General features: G+C 69.8%; 14 protein-coding genes. 6 read left to right on the forward strand and 8 right to left on the reverse strand.

What is annotated here, in order from left to right:
- Window positions 1–22 precede the first annotated feature (22 nt).
- Window positions 23–589: a ribonuclease HI gene (gene rnhA / locus ACWDV4_RS29395; protein ID WP_449985382.1), complete on the reverse strand. Its 567-nt coding sequence runs from the start codon at window positions 587–589 to the stop codon at window positions 23–25.
- A gap of 103 nt (window positions 590–692) precedes the next feature.
- Between rnhA and ACWDV4_RS29400 the strand changes: the two genes are divergently transcribed.
- Entirely contained in the window at window positions 693–2093 is a 1401-nt protein-coding gene (locus ACWDV4_RS29400) for an SWIM zinc finger family protein (protein ID WP_449985385.1), read from the forward strand.
- Window positions 2090–4795: a hypothetical protein gene (locus ACWDV4_RS29405; protein ID WP_449985387.1), complete on the forward strand. Its 2706-nt coding sequence runs from the start codon at window positions 2090–2092 to the stop codon at window positions 4793–4795. The genes ACWDV4_RS29400 and ACWDV4_RS29405 overlap by 4 nt, the downstream gene beginning before the upstream one ends.
- A 107-nt stretch (window positions 4796–4902) precedes the next feature.
- Here ACWDV4_RS29405 and ACWDV4_RS29410 read toward each other — a convergent pair whose 3' ends face one another.
- The 4 genes from ACWDV4_RS29410 to ACWDV4_RS29425 are packed head-to-tail and all read right to left on the reverse strand — an operon-like array spanning window position 4903 to window position 7611.
- Window positions 4903–5700 carry an ABC transporter permease gene (locus ACWDV4_RS29410; protein ID WP_449985389.1) on the reverse strand — a complete coding sequence of 266 codons (798 nt, stop codon included), beginning with the start codon at window positions 5698–5700 and terminating at the stop codon, window positions 4903–4905.
- Entirely contained in the window at window positions 5697–6623 is a 927-nt protein-coding gene (locus ACWDV4_RS29415; protein ID WP_449985392.1) for an ABC transporter ATP-binding protein, read from the reverse strand. The genes ACWDV4_RS29410 and ACWDV4_RS29415 overlap by 4 nt, the downstream gene beginning before the upstream one ends.
- On the reverse strand, window positions 6620–6991 hold the full coding sequence (locus tag ACWDV4_RS29420; protein WP_449985394.1) for a hypothetical protein: 372 nt from the start codon (window positions 6989–6991) through the stop codon (window positions 6620–6622). Before ACWDV4_RS29420 ends, ACWDV4_RS29415 begins: the two co-directional genes overlap by 4 nt.
- Entirely contained in the window at window positions 6991–7611 is a 621-nt protein-coding gene (locus ACWDV4_RS29425; RefSeq protein WP_449985415.1) for a helix-turn-helix domain-containing protein, read from the reverse strand. The genes ACWDV4_RS29420 and ACWDV4_RS29425 overlap by 1 nt, the downstream gene beginning before the upstream one ends.
- Before the next feature lie 90 nt (window positions 7612–7701).
- Here ACWDV4_RS29425 and ACWDV4_RS29430 point away from each other — a divergent pair, with 90 nt between their 5' ends.
- A complete protein-coding gene (locus ACWDV4_RS29430; protein WP_449985396.1) occupies window positions 7702–8310 on the forward strand; it encodes a GNAT family N-acetyltransferase in 609 nt (202 codons plus the stop codon).
- Window positions 8311–8321: 11 nt separating this feature from the next.
- Here the strand turns inward: ACWDV4_RS29430 and ACWDV4_RS29435 are convergent, their stop codons facing one another.
- Window positions 8322–8624, reverse strand: coding sequence for a hypothetical protein (locus ACWDV4_RS29435; RefSeq protein ID WP_449985398.1), 303 nt, complete (start codon window positions 8622–8624; stop codon window positions 8322–8324).
- Window positions 8625–8933: 309 nt separating this feature from the next.
- Here ACWDV4_RS29435 and ACWDV4_RS29440 point away from each other — a divergent pair, with 309 nt between their 5' ends.
- From ACWDV4_RS29440 to ACWDV4_RS29450, 3 genes are read left to right on the forward strand one after another with little or no spacing between them, the layout of a single operon-like run.
- Window positions 8934–10703: a thiamine pyrophosphate-dependent enzyme gene (locus ACWDV4_RS29440; RefSeq protein WP_449985400.1), complete on the forward strand. Its 1770-nt coding sequence runs from the start codon at window positions 8934–8936 to the stop codon at window positions 10701–10703.
- Entirely contained in the window at window positions 10703–13711 is a 3009-nt protein-coding gene (locus ACWDV4_RS29445; RefSeq protein WP_449985402.1) for an FAD-binding and (Fe-S)-binding domain-containing protein, read from the forward strand. Before ACWDV4_RS29440 ends, ACWDV4_RS29445 begins: the two co-directional genes overlap by 1 nt.
- Before the next feature lie 6 nt (window positions 13712–13717).
- Window positions 13718–14848: an enolase C-terminal domain-like protein gene (locus tag ACWDV4_RS29450; RefSeq protein WP_449985405.1), complete on the forward strand. Its 1131-nt coding sequence runs from the start codon at window positions 13718–13720 to the stop codon at window positions 14846–14848.
- A gap of 163 nt (window positions 14849–15011) precedes the next feature.
- On the opposite strand, the gene ACWDV4_RS29455 is transcribed toward ACWDV4_RS29450, so the two are convergent.
- Window positions 15012–15170, reverse strand: coding sequence for a hypothetical protein (locus ACWDV4_RS29455; RefSeq protein ID WP_449985408.1), 159 nt, complete (start codon window positions 15168–15170; stop codon window positions 15012–15014).
- 103 nt (window positions 15171–15273) lie between these two features.
- Window positions 15274–15597 (reverse strand): hypothetical protein, encoded by a 324-nt coding sequence (locus ACWDV4_RS29460; RefSeq protein ID WP_449985410.1) that lies wholly within the window; start codon window positions 15595–15597, stop codon window positions 15274–15276.
- Window positions 15598–15747: the final 150 nt, after the last annotated feature.

A 15747-nucleotide genomic window follows, 5' to 3' on the forward strand; every position in this document is an offset into this window, starting at 1 on the left:
GTGCTCACCCCTGCCTAGCTGGTCAGCCTTGCGTAGCTGATCCGAGCGATCGGTTCGGCGTATCGGCGGTCACTGGCGGCCGACCGCTGCGGCGAGCTGCCGGCAGGGCAGTTGGCTGCGACCCGCCAGCCGCCACACACGCCTCCCGCAGTCCCTTGGCCGCGAGCTGGTCGGCGCGCTCGTTCTCCGGATGTCCCGCGTGCCCCTTGACCCAGTGCCAACGCACCTCGTGGCGGCCGGTCGCCGCATCCAGGCGCTGCCACAGGTCGGCGTTCTTGACCGGCTGCCGGGCGGCGGTCTGCCAGCCGTTGGCCTTCCAGCGAGGAATCCACTTCGTGATGCCGTCCCGCACGTATGTGCTGTCGGTGTGCATCCGTACCACCACCGGCCGGGTCAGGCTCTCCAACCCCCGGATCGCGGCCATCAGCTCCATCCGGTTGTTGGTGGTGTCGCCCGCCTCACCACCGCAGATCTCCTTCTCCGTACTGCCGTAGCGCAGCACCGCACCCCATCCGCCGGGGCCCGGATTGCCGCTGCACGCGCCATCGGTGTAGATGTCCACGGCGCGCTGGTTCTCGTGGTCGGTCACGACGGCACGATACCGGGCCGGACCGCTGCACATCGTGCACAGTCCACCCGGGCGGAGCGCCGGGTCGACAGGGCGTCGTACCCCGGAGGTAGCTTCCCGGGCCATGGCAGCGGTTGCTTCGTACTCCTATCTCGGCTCGTCGAGCCTCGCGCCCGACGGCGGGCGACTGACCCTACAGACCTCGGGCGGCCCGACCACACACCCGAGATTCTTCACTGGTTTCGTCACTGCGCCCGAGGCGGCGGCCGTCGGCCTGCTCGCGGTCGCGGAGGTGGCGCGTACCCGCTATTACCAGCCGATCAACCCGGCGAGCCTGGACCCGGTGGTGACCGGCAGCCGGGACCGGCTGCGGTTCGAGTCGTTCTCCGGATGCTGCGGCGTCTACGCCCGACTCGATGTGCTGCCTGCCGGGCTCGACGGAGACGTCGTCGCGCACGGCACCACCAACGTCGACGTCAACCCACCCCTGCGGCAGGCGCTGGCCCGGATCGGCGGGGGAGACCCACTGCACCTCGCGGTCGGCCCCGACGATCTCACCGTGACCACCTTCGACGGTCCGATCGTCGAGCGTAAGGTGCCCCTGCCCGCGCGCTGGCTGCGTGGGTTCGCCGAGGCCCAGGTGATCACCTCCAGCTTCGACCTGCGGGCCCAGATCAACGGGTCCGACGCCATGGCGTTCCTCCGTCGACTACCGGCTGGCAACGACCGGTCGGTGCTCTGGGCGATACCGGCCGGACGCGCTCTACGGCTGACCTCCCGACCGCTGCCCGGGGCGGTCTGTCTGCCAGGTGCCGGAAGACTGTCGGCCCTCCGCCCGTTTCTGCGCTTCGCCACCAGTTTGCGGATCTACGGCCCACCGGTGGGGGCGGGCAACAGCCCGGTGTCGAGCACCTGGGAGTTGACCACCCCCGCACTACGGTTGTCGGTGACGCTGTCGCCCGAGCCGCATCGGGGCTTCTCCGGCGAGGGAGCGGTGCTGTCCGCGCTCGCCTCCGACGAGGCCGCCGACGACGCCGATCTGGTCAGTGCCCTGCTCTCCTGGGATCCCACGATCGACCTGGCGGCCCTGGCTGACGTGTCCGGGTTGGACATCGCCCGGGTACGGGCCGCGTTGACCCAGCTCGGCACCGCCGGTCGGGTCGGCTACGACGTGGCCGAGGCCGGCTACTTCCATCGCACCCTGCCCTACGACGCGGGCACGGTCGAGCGGATGAACCCCCGGCTCCGCGCGGCGCGGGCGTTGGTCGCGGACCATGCCGTCACGTTGGCCGGTGACCTGGCGACGGTACGCGGCGACAACGGCAGCTACCAGGTACGGCTGTCCGACGCCGGACTGACCTGCACCTGTCCCTGGTGGGCCACGCACCGGGGCGGGCGCGGGCCGTGCAAGCACGCGTTGGCGGTACGGCTGGTGCGTGACGGTGCGGCCCCGGACGTTCCCGAGGAAGCAGCCGCTCCTGCGACGCAGCCGAGCACGGCGCATGGCAGTGAGGTGACGAGGTGACCGAGTCGATGCTGACCTGGCCGATGGTCCAGGACCGGATCGAACGCGCCGACCGGGGCGGCGTGTTTCGCCTGCTCATCGCAGCCCCCGAGGAGCAACGTCTCGCGTTGGCCCGCGACCTGGAGGCGTACGTCCGGAAGGTTCCCGTCGACCGGTGGTGGGGCGGTGCCGGCAACCCGGCCGCCGGGGTGGGCCTGGCCGCGATCGGTTGCCTGCCCTCGGCGGCCCGGGCCGCCACACTGTTGTGCCGGCGCAGTGTGCGGGACGTGTGGAACCGCATCCCCATCCGACTCTTCCTCGACCTGGCCCGGGCCCGGCAGGTGCCCTGGCTCGGGGACCTTGCCGTACGACTTGCCGGCCGACTCGACCGGGACGCCTTCCACTGGACCTTCGTGGCGGCGCTGCTGATCGAGACGGGAGCCACGCCGCCGGTCAACGAGGGCTTCGCCCGAGGCTGGCTGAACGAGGTGCTTCGTGTTGACGCTGATCGGCGTGCGGTGCCTTTCGCCGACCGACTACGCGACGATCCCTTTCTGGATCTCGTCCTACCGGCGATCTTCGAGATCGACGGGATCGGCAACAACCTCGTCCAGGGCAGCTGGGACAACCAGCGGCGGGTGTGGGACGACAGCCCGATCTTCCCCACCGCGCTCGTCACACTGGCCGGGGAGGGGCGGCTGGACCGTAAGGTCCTGCTGGATGGTTGCCTGGGGCGGTTTCTGCGCGGCGATCGGCCCGGTGCGCTGCGCCCGTTCCTGGTGCTGCACGAGTCGCTGGCTCCGACCCTCGACGAGCTTGCCGATCGGGTGCTCGACTACGCCCGGTTGCTGTCGGACGCGCCGAGCACCGTCGCCGGCTTGGCCCAGCGTGCCCTGCGCACCGTCGACGATGCCGGACGGCTGGAGTTGACGACCCTGCTGGACGTGAGCCGGCAGACCCTGCTCCGACGGGAGAAGGGGCTGGTGAAGGCCCAGCTCGGCTGGCTGGACCGGGTGACCCGTCGGCACCCGGACCAGGTTGGCGAGGTGCTCGACGTGGTGTCGGTCGCGTTCGGACACGAGGCGCTCGACATCCAGGACCGAGCGCTGGCGGTGGCGGCGAAGCACCTGGACCGGGCGAATCCCGCCACCATCGCCGGCCTGGCGGACGCGGCGTCCCTGCTCGGCGGGGACCTGCCAGCCCGGGCCGCCGACCTGTTCGGCACGGCGGGGGTGTCCCCGGCCGAGGAAGCGGGTGACACCAGGTTGGTCGGGATGTTCGAGTTGCCGGTGCCTGCCCCGGCGGCGATGCCCGCACCGATCGGCAGCGCCGCCGAGTTGGCGGAGGAGATCTCAGCCCTCCTGCACGGCGGCGAGACCGCAGTGGCCTGGGAGCGAATTCTCGCTGGTGTGGTGACACTGCATGCCGACCAGGCGGCTCTGGCGGACGCACTGAGCCCGTTACTCGACCGCCACGCAGCCTTCTTCGGCAACCAGAGTTGGATGCATCGGCACCACTTTGGCTGGCTCGGTGAGGCGATTCGCAGCGCCATCCTGCCCGGCCGGCTTCGCAGTCTCGGGGAGGGAACGGCCGCCGTCATCCGACACGCCTGGGAGGGCGACTCGTTCGGCCTGCCAGGCTCGGGGATTCCGCGGACTCCCGACCGGGTGCTCGGGTTGCGGATCGCGGAAATCGCGGTGCGACTTGACCGGCGATCGGTACCGGCGCTGATCTCGACCCCCACCTCGGTCACCGGATCACTCGCCGTCGAGGTGCTGCTCGGCCGGATCGAGGCAGCGGAGGCGGCCGGCTGGCAGCCCTGGCCGATTGACCTGGAGCAGGCGCTGCTGCGGTTGCCTCGCGGTGCTGATCCGGCTCTGACTACCCGGGCCCAGGCGCTGCGTTCGCCGGCCGGAAAGCAGCTCGCCAACCGGTTGGCTGTCGGCGGGGCACCGGATCCGGTGGCGGTCCGGGTGGAGCAGCGCCCCCAGCCGAACCGGTCGCCCGGCTACTGGCAGTCCGCCGCTCCGGCCCGTCGGGTCGTGGTCGATCTCCAGCCAGCGGGCGAACCGATCGGTCATCTCGACCAGCAGCTGTTCACCCTGCATCGCGCGACGGCACCGACGATCGTTCCCGCCTCCGGCAGCGACCTGTGGTCGGCGGCGCTGCCGCACCACCGTGAGGTGGTGGCCGCGTGGGCGCTACCGGGTATCGCGGCGTTGGCCGACAGCGACAGCCGGGGCGACGGTGCGATGCTGCCGTTGCTGGCGGAATGCGACGGCTCGGTCGGACCGGCGATGTCCCTCGCGTTTGCCTACACACTTGCCGCCCGCCACGAGGCCGATCGGGTGGCCGGGGTCGACGCGTTCCTGCTGTTGTCCGGGGCGGGCACGCAGTTCGCCGCCGGGGTGGGGCGCGAGCTGGGCGATCTCGGCGCGGACGGGACGATCAAGCTGAGCCGGGTGGTGCCGGCGCTGACCGACGCGGCCCGGGCCGGCGCGGTCGCGACCGTGTGGCAGACGATCGTCGCCGCGCTACCCGCTCTGTTGCCCGCAGCACCCCGAGGACTGCCCGATCTGCTGGCTCTCGCCACCCAGACGGCGGCCCAGCGGGGCGCGGGTGACCCGCCGCCGAGCCCCGAGCTCGCCGCCGTGGCCGGGCGTGGCGGTACGAGTCGCCTGGTCACCGAGGCCCGCCGACTGCAACGGGTGCTCGGCCACTGACCCGACACAACTGCGGTTCGCTGCGGCCGGCCCGGTGGCGGTACGGATCCGTACCGCCACCGGGCGATCTCAGTGCGTTACCGGGATGAACGCAGGTAGGTGATTGGTCAGGTGACGTCGCGGCGCAGCGGAATGATGACGGCGATGACGGCGGCGACCAACGCGTACGCCGTGAGCAGCAGTGCACCGCCGGCCGGGGGGAGGAGCGGGACAGCCGTACTGCCGAGTTGTTCGGACACGGCGTCGGCGAGGTAGGTGAAGTCGGTGAGGGAGGCGGTGGCGCCCCCGGGCAGGAGCGGATAGAGCAGGTTCACGCCGGGAATCATCATGAGCAGCGTCTCGGCCATATACAGGTAGCCGACGACGACACACAGGGCCGTGACCTGGTTGCGAATGAGGGCACCCATGGCGACGCCGATGAGCAGGTACACCACCATCGCGATGCCGATGCGGCCGAGCAGCGCCAGCACGGTGGGGACCGGCAGGCCAAGAGGGACGCCCCGGGCGGCGGCGACGGTGATGAGGGCCGCAGCGGCGGTGCCGGCGAGGATGAGCCCGTACGCCAAACCGACGACCGCGTACGTGGCGAGCTTGGCGACGAGCACCTGCCAGCGGCGTGGTACGAACAGGAACGTGACGGCGGCGGTGCGGTGGCGGTACTCGGAGGTGACCGCGACGGTCCCGGCGGCGGCCGGCACGAACGCGGTGTAGCCGAGGATGCCGAGGATCGAGCGGATGCCGGTTTCGGTGTCCAGGCCGGGCATCGGGGGATCGAAGTTCTCCGGGCCGACCAGCGCCATGGCGCCGATCAGGCCGCCGCCGAGTAGGGCAGCGGTGAGCAGCAGGCCGCCCCACATCCGGGTGGCCAGCAGTCTGCGGACCTCCGCTTTGATCAAGAGATTCATGGGGCGGTCGCCTTGTCGGTCGTCAGGTGGAGGAAAAGGTGTTCGAGGCTGGGGTTCTCGGTGGTTAGTTGATGTATCCGTAGCCGTTGCGCGGCGGCGAGGTCGGCGACGGTCGCCGTGTCCAGCCCGTACACCCGCAGCTGGTCTGGTCCGGCCGATTCGATTCGTGGCGCGGTGGTGGGGGCAGTGCCCGGGCCGGCTGCCAGCGCGGCGGCCAGCAGGTCGGCGTCGGGCGAGGTGACCAGCACCGCTGGCGGACCGGCGAGGCGGGACCAGGGTCCGGCGGCGACGAGTTCGCCGCGTCGGATCACGATCACGTCGTCGACGAGTTGTTGGACCTCGCTGAGCACATGGCTGGAGATCAGGACGGTGCGCCCTTCGTCGGCCAGCCGGCGCAGGAAGCTACGCAGCCACGACATGCCTTCCGGGTCGAGGCCGTTGCTCGGCTCGTCGAGCAGTAGGACACGGGGGTCGCCGAGGAGCGCGGTGGCGAGGTTGAGCCGTTGCCGCATGCCGGTGGAGAAACCTCGGGTACGGCGCTCGGCGGCCTCGGTGAGGCCGAGCAGGTCAAGCAGTTCGGTGACCCTGCCATCCGGGTGGCCGCCCATCGCAGCGTAGACGCGCAGGTGGTCGCGGGCGGTGTGGCCGGGGTGGAACGCGTTGGCGTCGAAGACCGCGCCGACGGTACTCGACGGTCGGCGCAGCCGGGCGTACGGCTGCCCGCCGATCGTCGCGGTGCCGGAGGTGGGCGAGACGAGGCCGGTCAGCATCCGCATCGTGGTGGTCTTGCCAGCACCGTTGGGGCCGAGGAATCCGGTGACCACGCCGGGCTCGACGGTGAAACTCAGGTCGTGTACGGCGGTGACGCTGCCGTATCGCTTCGTCAGGTGGGAGACCTCGATCGCCATGCGGTTGCCGGTCATGCTTGGGCCGCCCTTGCCTGTCCGATCGCCTCGACGATGTGCGGTGCGGCCGGGATGGAGAGTACGACCTCGTCGAACTCGCCGCCGGCAGCCGCGCGGTCCAGGACGAGGTGTAGACCTGGTTCGCCGCGGCGGGCCGCCACGAGCTGTCGAGGGCCACCGAACAGGCCCCAGATGCCGATTTTGACGAAGCCGGACACCACGTATCCGCGTCGCGCGCCTCGGGCAAGGTGCAGTGGACTGTCGACCGTGGCGGCCTGCCGTACCACGGTGATGGGCAGCGCCAGCCGCTCCCGCCCGATCCACATCCGCTCCCAGTTGGTGAACCGGATGTCGATCAGATCGCCGGTAACCGTGACCGAAGCCATCAGTCATCCCCCGTTCGTCGTATGGAGCCGTTCGCCGGCTCTGGTGGTTCGCTGTCGCTGTCGCTGTCGTTGTCGTTGGTGGCTGTCGGCTGGTCGGCCGGCAGCAGGATGGTCGCCAGTAGCCGGGGCACCCGCCCGTTGCCGGGCTCGTTGGCCAGCAGTGGCTGGATGAGGGCGTTGAGACCTGCGGCGAACTGGCCCAGCTCGGCGTCGGTCAGATGCATCACGAGCTGGTGGTATCCGACGCCGTCTGCGGCGAAGTCGATCCGCTCCCGGGCGAGGTAGCGGGAGAACTCCGACAACAGGCTCGACACGAACGCCGTGAAGTAGCGCTCGTGCTCCTCGGCCGTGGCCGTGGCCAGGGTCGAGGCATCCAGCGCCGAGCCCTGTTCGGGTAGCGCGTACACCCGCTCGACGGCACCTCGGACCTTGCGCTCCTCGACGACGTCGAGCAGTGCGGCGTTGACCAGGGTTGCCAGGTGTCGGTAGAGCGTGGCCTGCGGAATGTCCGGTAGCAGCTCGACAAGGTCGTGCGTGGTGAGCTGGCCACCCGCGACGGCCCGCAGGATCCGGATTCGTACCGGATGCAGGACCAGGTCGGCCCAACGTTCCCTCGGCATCTTCACGACGCCAACGTTATCACTATCGAGAATGATAATGAAAGAGGGGTCGTTCAGAGGTCATAGAGCCAGACCGACTACCGTCGGCGAGTGCCGTCACTGGTCGAACCCGTATTGCCGCCCGGTTGCCTGGCGGCGCTGGAGCAGCCGGTGATCTCTGCCCACGGCGTCGTGCTCCGGCCATGGCAGCCGTCCGATCATCCGGCCGTCCGCGTCGCGTACGCCGATCCGGCCATCCAACGCTGGCACTGCCGGTCGATGACCGACGCCGAGGCGCGTGACTGGATCGCCCACTGGTCCGACCGGTGGCAGGCCGAGACCGGGGCGGGTTGGGCGGTGGTCGACTCGTCGCAGGTAGTTGGCCAGATCAGCCTGCGCCGACTCGTTCTGCACGAGGGGCTGGCCGAGGTGTCGTACTGGGTGCTGCCCGCCGCCCGAGGCCGTCGGATCGCCCCACGGGCGTTGGCCGCGGTGACCCGCTGGGCCTTCGCCACTCTCGGCCTACACCGGGTCGAGCTGAACCATTCGACGTCGAACCTCGCGTCCTGCCGGGTCGCACAACGCGCCGGCTTCGCCGCCGAGGGGACGAAACGCGGCGAGGCCCGGCACACCGACGGCTGGCACGACATGCACGTGCACGCGCGGCTCGACAGCGACCCGGACTTGGGGCTACAGCTCGACAGTGACCCAGCCGGGTGACGGCGGTTGCGTTACCGGCCGCTTCGTTTCGAGACGCCCTCCGGGCGCATACCGGTCTGTTCCTCGACCGCGTTGTCCGGCAGGTCACCGGTCATTGCCTCGCTCGGGAAGGTCCGGCGACGCGGCGCGGGGTCGGGTGGTGCACCCGGTCCGGCCGCCGGTATCCGGCTCGGCTCGACCGGGCCGAACCCGTGTCGCCCGGCCGGGCCGGTAGGTTCACTCGGTTTCCCGGCCCGGCGCTCACCTCGGCGGCCCGGCGGTACGGCGGTCGGCTCGCTGCCCTCGTCCAACGGCGAGTCCTCACCGACACCCATCGGCGGCTCCCGGTCGATGCCGCCGCCCCAGCCCCACGGGCCGGCCGCCCCGGGCCCATCGTTGTCCGGGCGGGATCTGCCAGCGCCTGGCCGTCCGGTTCCACCACTGTTCGACGATTGCTTCTTCGCACTCATGACAGCCCCCATCCGCTCAGATGCCTCTGCGATACCGGGTGAATGCCCAGGTCATGGCCGGCCATGCCGAACAGTTCCCGGCCCGTGTCGGCGTCACAGTTCCCGGGCCCGCGCCGGCGCCGTTCCGGGACCGCCGCGACGTTTAGGGCGCGTCGGGCGGGTATGCGGTCCGGCATGGGTGCGATCGCCGCTGAAGTGCTGGTCAGCCGCTTGGCCGACTGGGGTGTCCGGACCGTATTCGGTCTGCCCGGTGACGGCATCAACGGGATCATGGAAGGGCTTCGGCGCAACGCCGACCGGATCCGGTTCGTGCTCGTGCACCACGAGGAGGCGGCAGCCTTCATGGCGACCGCACATGCCAAGGCGACCGGGGAGATCGGGGTGTGCCTGGCGACCAGCGGTCCGGGGGGCATCCATCTGGCCAACGGGCTCTACGACGCGAAGATGGACCACCAGCCGGTGCTCGCGATCACCGGTATGCAGGAGACCAGCGTGCTGGGCACCGGCTACCAGCAGGAGGTGCAGCTCGACCGGCTCTTCACCGACGTTGCCGTCTACAACGAGATGGTCGTCAACCCGGCGCAGCTGCCCAGCCTGGTCGACATCGCGATCCGCACCGCGTACGGCCGACGGGGCGTGGCGCACCTGACCGTGCCCAACGACATCCAGATCGCCGAGGCTGGGCAGCAGCCGTACGAGTTGGTCGCCCCGGCGAACCCGCCGGTGACCGCGCCGATCTATCTGGCTCCGGCGGTCCGCCCCCGGGAGGCGGAGCTACGCGCGGCTGCCCAGCTACTCAACGATGGCCAGAAGATCGGCATCCTGGTCGGCATCGGAGCCAGGGGAGCGGGGCAGCTCATCGAGCAGATGGCCGACACTCTCGACGCGCCGGTGATCAAGACGCTCTCCGGCAAGATGGTGCTCGCCGACGACTCGCCGTACACCACCGGGGGTATCGGCCTGCTCGGTACGAAACCGAGTGAGGAGCTGATCGAGGAGATCGACACCCTGGTCATGCTCGGCACCAACTTTCCGTACACCAAACACCTGCCCACGCCGGGAAAGGTGAAGACGGTGCAGGTCGAGATCGAACCGACCCGGGCCGGGGTGCGGATGCCGACCGACGTACCGCTGATCGGGGATGTCGCCGCAACCCTGGCGGCGCTGCTGCCGATGCTGCACCGCCGTCCGGACCGGCGCCTGTTGCGCAGCTACCAGGCGAAGATGGCGGGCTGGCGGACCAACATGGCGGCGTTGGAGTCCGCCGCCCGCGACCCGATCGCCCCGCAGTACCTCGCCTCGCTGATCGACGACCTAGCCACCGACGACGCCGTACTCACCTGTGACTCGGGAACGGTGGCGACCTGGGCGGCCCGACACTGGACCATCCGGGGCGGCCGCGAGTTCTATCTCTCCGGCAACCTGGCCAGCATGGCGCCGGCGCTGCCGTACGCGATCGCGATCCAGCACGCCTACCCGGATCGGCAGGTGATCGCCTATCCCGGGGACGGCGGATTCGCCATGTTGATGGCCGAGTTCCACACCGCCTGCCGGTATCGGCTGCCCATCAAGGTCGTGATCAACAACAACAGCTCGCTCGGGCAGATCCTGTGGGAGCAGATGGTGCTCGGCTATCCCGAGTACGGTGTCCGGTTCGACGGACAGAACCCGGACTATGCGAGCTGGGCACGCGGCTGTGGCGGGTTCGGGGCGTACGTCGACCGGCCGGGCAACCTGCGCGGGACGTTGCAGGAGGCGCTGGCGTACGACGGTCCGGCGTTGATCGACGTGATGGTCGACGCCAACGAGCCACCGATGCCCGGAAAAATCAAATACGAGCAGGCGAAGAACTTCGCCGAGGCGTTCCTGCGCGGTCAACCGCACCGGGCGTCGATCGCCACCACCCTGTTCAAGGACAAGATCCAGCAGTTGCGGGAGCGGTGATGGCGACCGTTCTGCCCACTCCCACGCTCCGCCCCGGCGCGGGACCCGTCGAAGTGGACGTCACCGCCCTGGCCCGGGCGCTCTCCCACCGGATCCTCGGCGAGGTGCGCTTCGATCCGGGCAGCCGGGCGCTCTACGCCACCGACGGCTCCAACTACCGTCAGGTGCCGATCGGGGTGGTCGTACCCCGGGACCTGGCCGACGTGGCCGCCACCATCGAACTGTGCCGGGAGTACGGTGCGCCGGTGCTCGCCCGGGGCGGCGGGACGAGCCTGGCCGGCGAATGCTGCAACGTCGCCGTCGTCATCGACTTCACCAAGTACGTCAACCGGGTCGAGTCGTTCGACCCGGTGCTGCGTACGGCGACCGTGCAGCCGGGCATCGTGCTGGACGAACTCAACGCGTACACCCGGCGGCGGGACAACCTGATCTTCGGCCCGAAACCGGCCACCCACTCGCACTGCACCATCGGCGGGATGATCGGCAACGACTCGTGCGGCTCGACGGCACAGTGGAGCGGTACCACCGCCGCCAACGTCCGGCGGCTGGAGGTGCTCACCTACGACGGCACCCGGATGTGGGTCGGCCCCACCTCCGACGCCGAGTACGAACGGATCATCGCCGCCGGTGGCCGTCCCGCCGACATCTACCGTCGCCTCCGGGAGCTGGTCGACCGGCACGCCGACGCGTTGCGCAACCTGCCCCAGCTGCCTCGCCGCATCTCCGGCTACAACCTGGCCGCACTGCTGCCGGAGAACGGCTTCGACGTCGCCCAGGCGCTGGTGGGCAGCGAGTCGACCTGCGTCACCGTGCTGCGCGCCGAGTTGGCCCTGCTGCCCGAACCACCCGTCAAGGCGATGGTGCTGCTCGGCTACCACGACATCGTTGCCGCCGCACACGCCGTACGGGACGTCAACCCGCACCAACCCTTCGTGCTGGAGGCGCTGGACGACAAGCTCATCGACTACGAGACCCGCAAGCACATGCACCCGGAGGCGCTGCACCTGCTGCCCGAGGGCGGGGCGTGGCTGATGGTGCAGTTCGGCGGTGACACCGTTGCCGAAGCCCGGGGCAAGGCCGACGCCCTCGTTGAGGTGTTACGCCACAGCGATCACCCGCCGACGGTGAAGGTCTTCGACGATGCTCGGCACGAGGAGCAGATCTGGCACGTTCGGGAGTCCGCCCTGGCGGCCACCGCCCGCGTACCGGACATGCCGGACACCTGGCCGGGCTGGGAGGATTCGGCGGTCCCGCCGGAGCGGCTCGGCGACTACCTGCACGACTTCATCGGGCTGCTGGACGAGTTCGGCTACGGCGCGGCCAGTCTGTACGGGCACTTCGGCAACGGTTGCCTGCACACCAGCATCCCGTTCGACCTGGTCACCGTCGGCGGGGTGGCCCGGTTCCGGGCCTTCGTCGAACGGGCCGCCGACCTGTGCGTGGCGCACGGCGGGTCGCTCTCCGGTGAGCATGGCGACGGGCAGGCCCGGGGTGAACTGCTGACCCGGATGTACGGGGACGACATGGTGCGGGTGTTCGAGGAGTTCAAGGCGATCTTCGACCCGGACGACCGGATGAACCCCGGCAAGGTGGTGCACGCCAACCCGCTGGACAAGCAGCTGCGCCTCGGTCCCGACTACGCCCCCGCCGAACCGGGCACCTGGTTCCAGTACCCGGCCGACCAGCACAGCTTTGCCCGCGCCGCGAACCGCTGCGTCGGCGTCGGGCGGTGCCGTAGACACGGCGGCGACGGGGTGATGTGCCCCAGCTACATGGTCACCGGCGACGAGCAGCACTCCACCCGGGGTCGGGCCCGGCTGCTGTTCGAGATGGTGCGCGGCGAGACCGTCACCGGAGGCTGGCAGGACCCTGCGGTAGCCGATGCCCTCGACCTCTGCCTGGCCTGCAAGGGCTGCAAACGCGACTGCCCGGTCAACGTCGACATGGCCACCTACAAGGCCGAGTTCCTCGCCCACCACTACGCCGGCCGGATCCGTCCCCGGGACCACTACAGCCTCGGCTGGCTGCCGGTTTGGGCCCGGCTGGCGATGCTCGCGCCCGGCACGGTCAACCGGGCCGCACGCACCCCCGGCGTCGGCACCCTGGCCAAACTGGTTGCCGGAGTGGACCCGCGCCGGCAGCTACCGACCTTTGCCGCCGCCAGCTTCAAGCGCTGGTTCCACCATCGCACCCCGGGCGGCTCCGGCGAGCGGGGACAGGTGCTGCTCTGGCCGGACACCTTCACCACCTACCTGTCGCCGCACGTCGCGGCGGCCGCGGTGGGGGTGCTGGAGGCGGCCGGATTTCGGGTGGTCATGCCCACCCAACAGGTCTGCTGCGGGCTGACCTGGATCTCCACCGGTCAGCTCGGCACCGCCCGACGGGTGTTACGGCGCAGCCTCGACGTGCTCGCCCCCTACCTGCGCGACGGTGTGCCGGTGGTGGGTCTGGAGCCGAGCTGCACCGGGGTCTTCCGGTCCGACGCACACGAGCTGCTCGGCCACAACGTGGACGTGGAACGGCTGGTCGCGCAGACCAGGACCCTGGCGGAACTGCTCACCGAGCGGTCCCCCGGCTTCACCCCGCAGCTGACCAGCCTCGACGGTCGGCGGCCGAAGGCAGTCGTACAGACCCACTGCCATCAGCACGCCGTCCTGGGCTTCGACCCGGACACCGCGCTGATGCAGCAGGCCGGTCTCGACGTCGAGGTCCTCGACTCGGGCTGCTGTGGGCTGGCCGGCAACTTCGGCATGACCGCCGAACACCGCGATGTCTCGCTGGCCTGCGCCGAACGGGTCCTGCTGCCGGCCGTACGCGCCGCCGACCCGGCCACCCTGGTCGTCGCCGACGGCTTTTCCTGTCGTACGCAGATCGAGGACGCCGCGATCGGCCGTCGGGCCGTACACCTCGCCGAGATTCTCAACGGTGCCGTCCGGGGGTTGGCCCCGGGGGACTACCCGGAACAGATGCTTGCCCGACGTCCCGGCCGCGCCCACGCTCTCAGGTGACCTGGCATGTTCCACATCGACCTGCCCGACTCCGACATCGAGGTGCCCATCGAGGACCTGCGCTGGGCGGTCTATCGGATACCCACCGACCAGCCGGAGGCGGATGGGACCTTCCGTTGGGACGCCACCACCATGGTGCTGGTTCGGGTCACGGCCGGCGGGGCGGTCGGCACCGGCTGGACGTACGGGGCGGCGGCCGGCGGCGCACTGATCGGGGAACTGCTCGCCGACGTGGTCACCGGGCGGTGCGCCCTCGACGTCACCGGCACGTACGAGGCCATGTGCCGGGCGGTGCGTAACGTCGGGCGGCCCGGAATGGCCGCAATGGCGATCTCCGCGATCGACACCGCGTTGTGGGACCTCAAGGCCCGGCTGATCGGGGTACGCCTGGCCCGGCTGCTCGGCGTCGTGTACGAGCAGGTGCCGGTCTACGGCAGCGGTGGCTTCACCACGTACGACGAGATGCGGTTGCGCGAGCAGGTGAGCCACTGGGTGCACGAGGTGGGCATTCCCCGGGTAAAGATCAAGATCGGTGAGTCCTGGGGGAAAGCGGTCGATCGTGACCTGACCCGGATGCGACAGGCTCGGGACGCCATCGGTGCGGACGCTGAACTGTACGTCGACGCCAACGGCGGATACACGGAGAAGCAGGCGATCCGGGTTGCCGATGCCGTGGCGGATCTCGACGTGCGCTGGTTGGAGGAGCCGGTCTCCTCCGACGATCTCACCGGCCTACGCGCTGTACGGGACGCGGTCACCCCGGATGTGACCGCCGGGGAGTACGGCTATGACCTGCCCTACTTCCAGCGGATGTGTGCAGCCGGAGCGGTGGACTGCCTCCAGGTCGACGTCAGCCGCTGCGGCGGCATCACCGAGTGGCTGCGGATCGCCGCCGTGGCCGCCGCGCACGGGCTTCAGGTCTCCGGCCACTGTGTCCCGCATCTGCATGTCGACGTGGCGGCAGCTACTGCCAACCTGCGTCATCTGGAGTGGTTCCACGACCACGTACGCATCGAGTCGCTCTTCTTCGACGGTGCCCTCGTACCCGACGGCGGCGTACTCGTACCGGACCTGACCGTGCCCGGCAACGGCCTGGAGTTCCGCGAGACCGAGGCGCAACGCTACCGCGTCGCATAGTGCTCCCGATACGGCTGGGCACCTGGGCTCTCGCTGGCGTGGCAGGACACCGCCTATGAGCGGTGTCCTGCCACATACCAGGGGTGCCGTACGCAGGGTTGAAGAGCCAGAAGCGCATCTTTCTACCTGCCCGATGCTTCAGTTGCCGGACGAGCCGATCGCGTCAGCGGCGCGGGGCCGATCGGCCGGTGATCCGCTGTGCGAACTGTTGCAACTTTTGTTGCGTCCTTGGCTTGGCTGCCTCGCGGCGTCCCCGGTCCATCAGCTTGCGGCCCTGCGGGCTGCTCAGGAATCCCTTGATCCGTTGGGTAACCGATGTCACGACATGCCCCTTTCGGTGCTTTTTGGCAACGGGACCGCGTCGCGGCTCCTGTCTGCCGGTTGGGTACCCCGGGCCAGCCATGTCGAAGCGTTCCGCAGCTGAGCTACTGGGGGTCGTCATCCTTGCCTTTGCCGAGCAGGCCCGACGTGGCAAGGAAGAGCACACCGCCGGCTATCCCCACCAGGCCGATGACGAGCAACCAGGTTCCGTTCTCGCGGACCTCCACCCTCTCCTCATAGGTCTGTCCTCCTCCCCGTGAGGACAGACAATAATCACCCGGCGCCATCGCCTTACCCCCACAGTCCACCTCATCGCTCCACGGCTGGCGAAACAGCCCGGCGCAGCAGAGCAGGACCCCGATGAGGAGGGCGACCGCTCCAACGGTTACCGGCCAAGCCTTCTTCTCGCCCGGCTGACTCATGGTCATCTACTTCCAATCGTCTGGTGTGGACAGAGGAAAGGTCGGATCAGATCGGAAAGAGTCTAAGAGGGACCGTCAGTAGGTGTTATTTGAGGCGGCGGGTGGTGGGGCGGGTGTTCCAGCGGTAGTGGGTACGGGCTTGCCGGATGAGGGCAC

This window comes from Micromonospora sp. NPDC003197, from assembly GCF_053590565.1.

What these genes read in the sequence shown, in the direction of transcription:
- ACWDV4_RS29400 (WP_449985385.1), top strand. Translation starts at nt 693, where the DNA reads ATGGCAGCGGTTGCTTCGTACTCCTATCTCGGCTCGTCGAGCCTCGCG.
- ACWDV4_RS29410 (WP_449985389.1), bottom strand. Translation starts at nt 5,700, where the DNA reads ATGAATCTCTTGATCAAAGCGGAGGTCCGCAGACTGCTGGCCACCCGG.
- ACWDV4_RS29415 (WP_449985392.1), bottom strand. Translation starts at nt 6,623, where the DNA reads ATGACCGGCAACCGCATGGCGATCGAGGTCTCCCACCTGACGAAGCGA.
- ACWDV4_RS29420 (WP_449985394.1), bottom strand. Translation starts at nt 6,991, where the DNA reads ATGGCTTCGGTCACGGTTACCGGCGATCTGATCGACATCCGGTTCACC.
- ACWDV4_RS29425 (WP_449985415.1), bottom strand. Translation starts at nt 7,611, where the DNA reads ATGCCGAGGGAACGTTGGGCCGACCTGGTCCTGCATCCGGTACGAATC.
- ACWDV4_RS29435 (WP_449985398.1), bottom strand. Translation starts at nt 8,624, where the DNA reads ATGGGTGTCGGTGAGGACTCGCCGTTGGACGAGGGCAGCGAGCCGACC.
- ACWDV4_RS29440 (WP_449985400.1), top strand. Translation starts at nt 8,934, where the DNA reads ATGGGTGCGATCGCCGCTGAAGTGCTGGTCAGCCGCTTGGCCGACTGG.
- ACWDV4_RS29445 (WP_449985402.1), top strand. Translation starts at nt 10,703, where the DNA reads ATGGCGACCGTTCTGCCCACTCCCACGCTCCGCCCCGGCGCGGGACCC.
- ACWDV4_RS29450 (WP_449985405.1), top strand. Translation starts at nt 13,718, where the DNA reads ATGTTCCACATCGACCTGCCCGACTCCGACATCGAGGTGCCCATCGAG.
- ACWDV4_RS29460 (WP_449985410.1), bottom strand. Translation starts at nt 15,597, where the DNA reads ATGACCATGAGTCAGCCGGGCGAGAAGAAGGCTTGGCCGGTAACCGTT.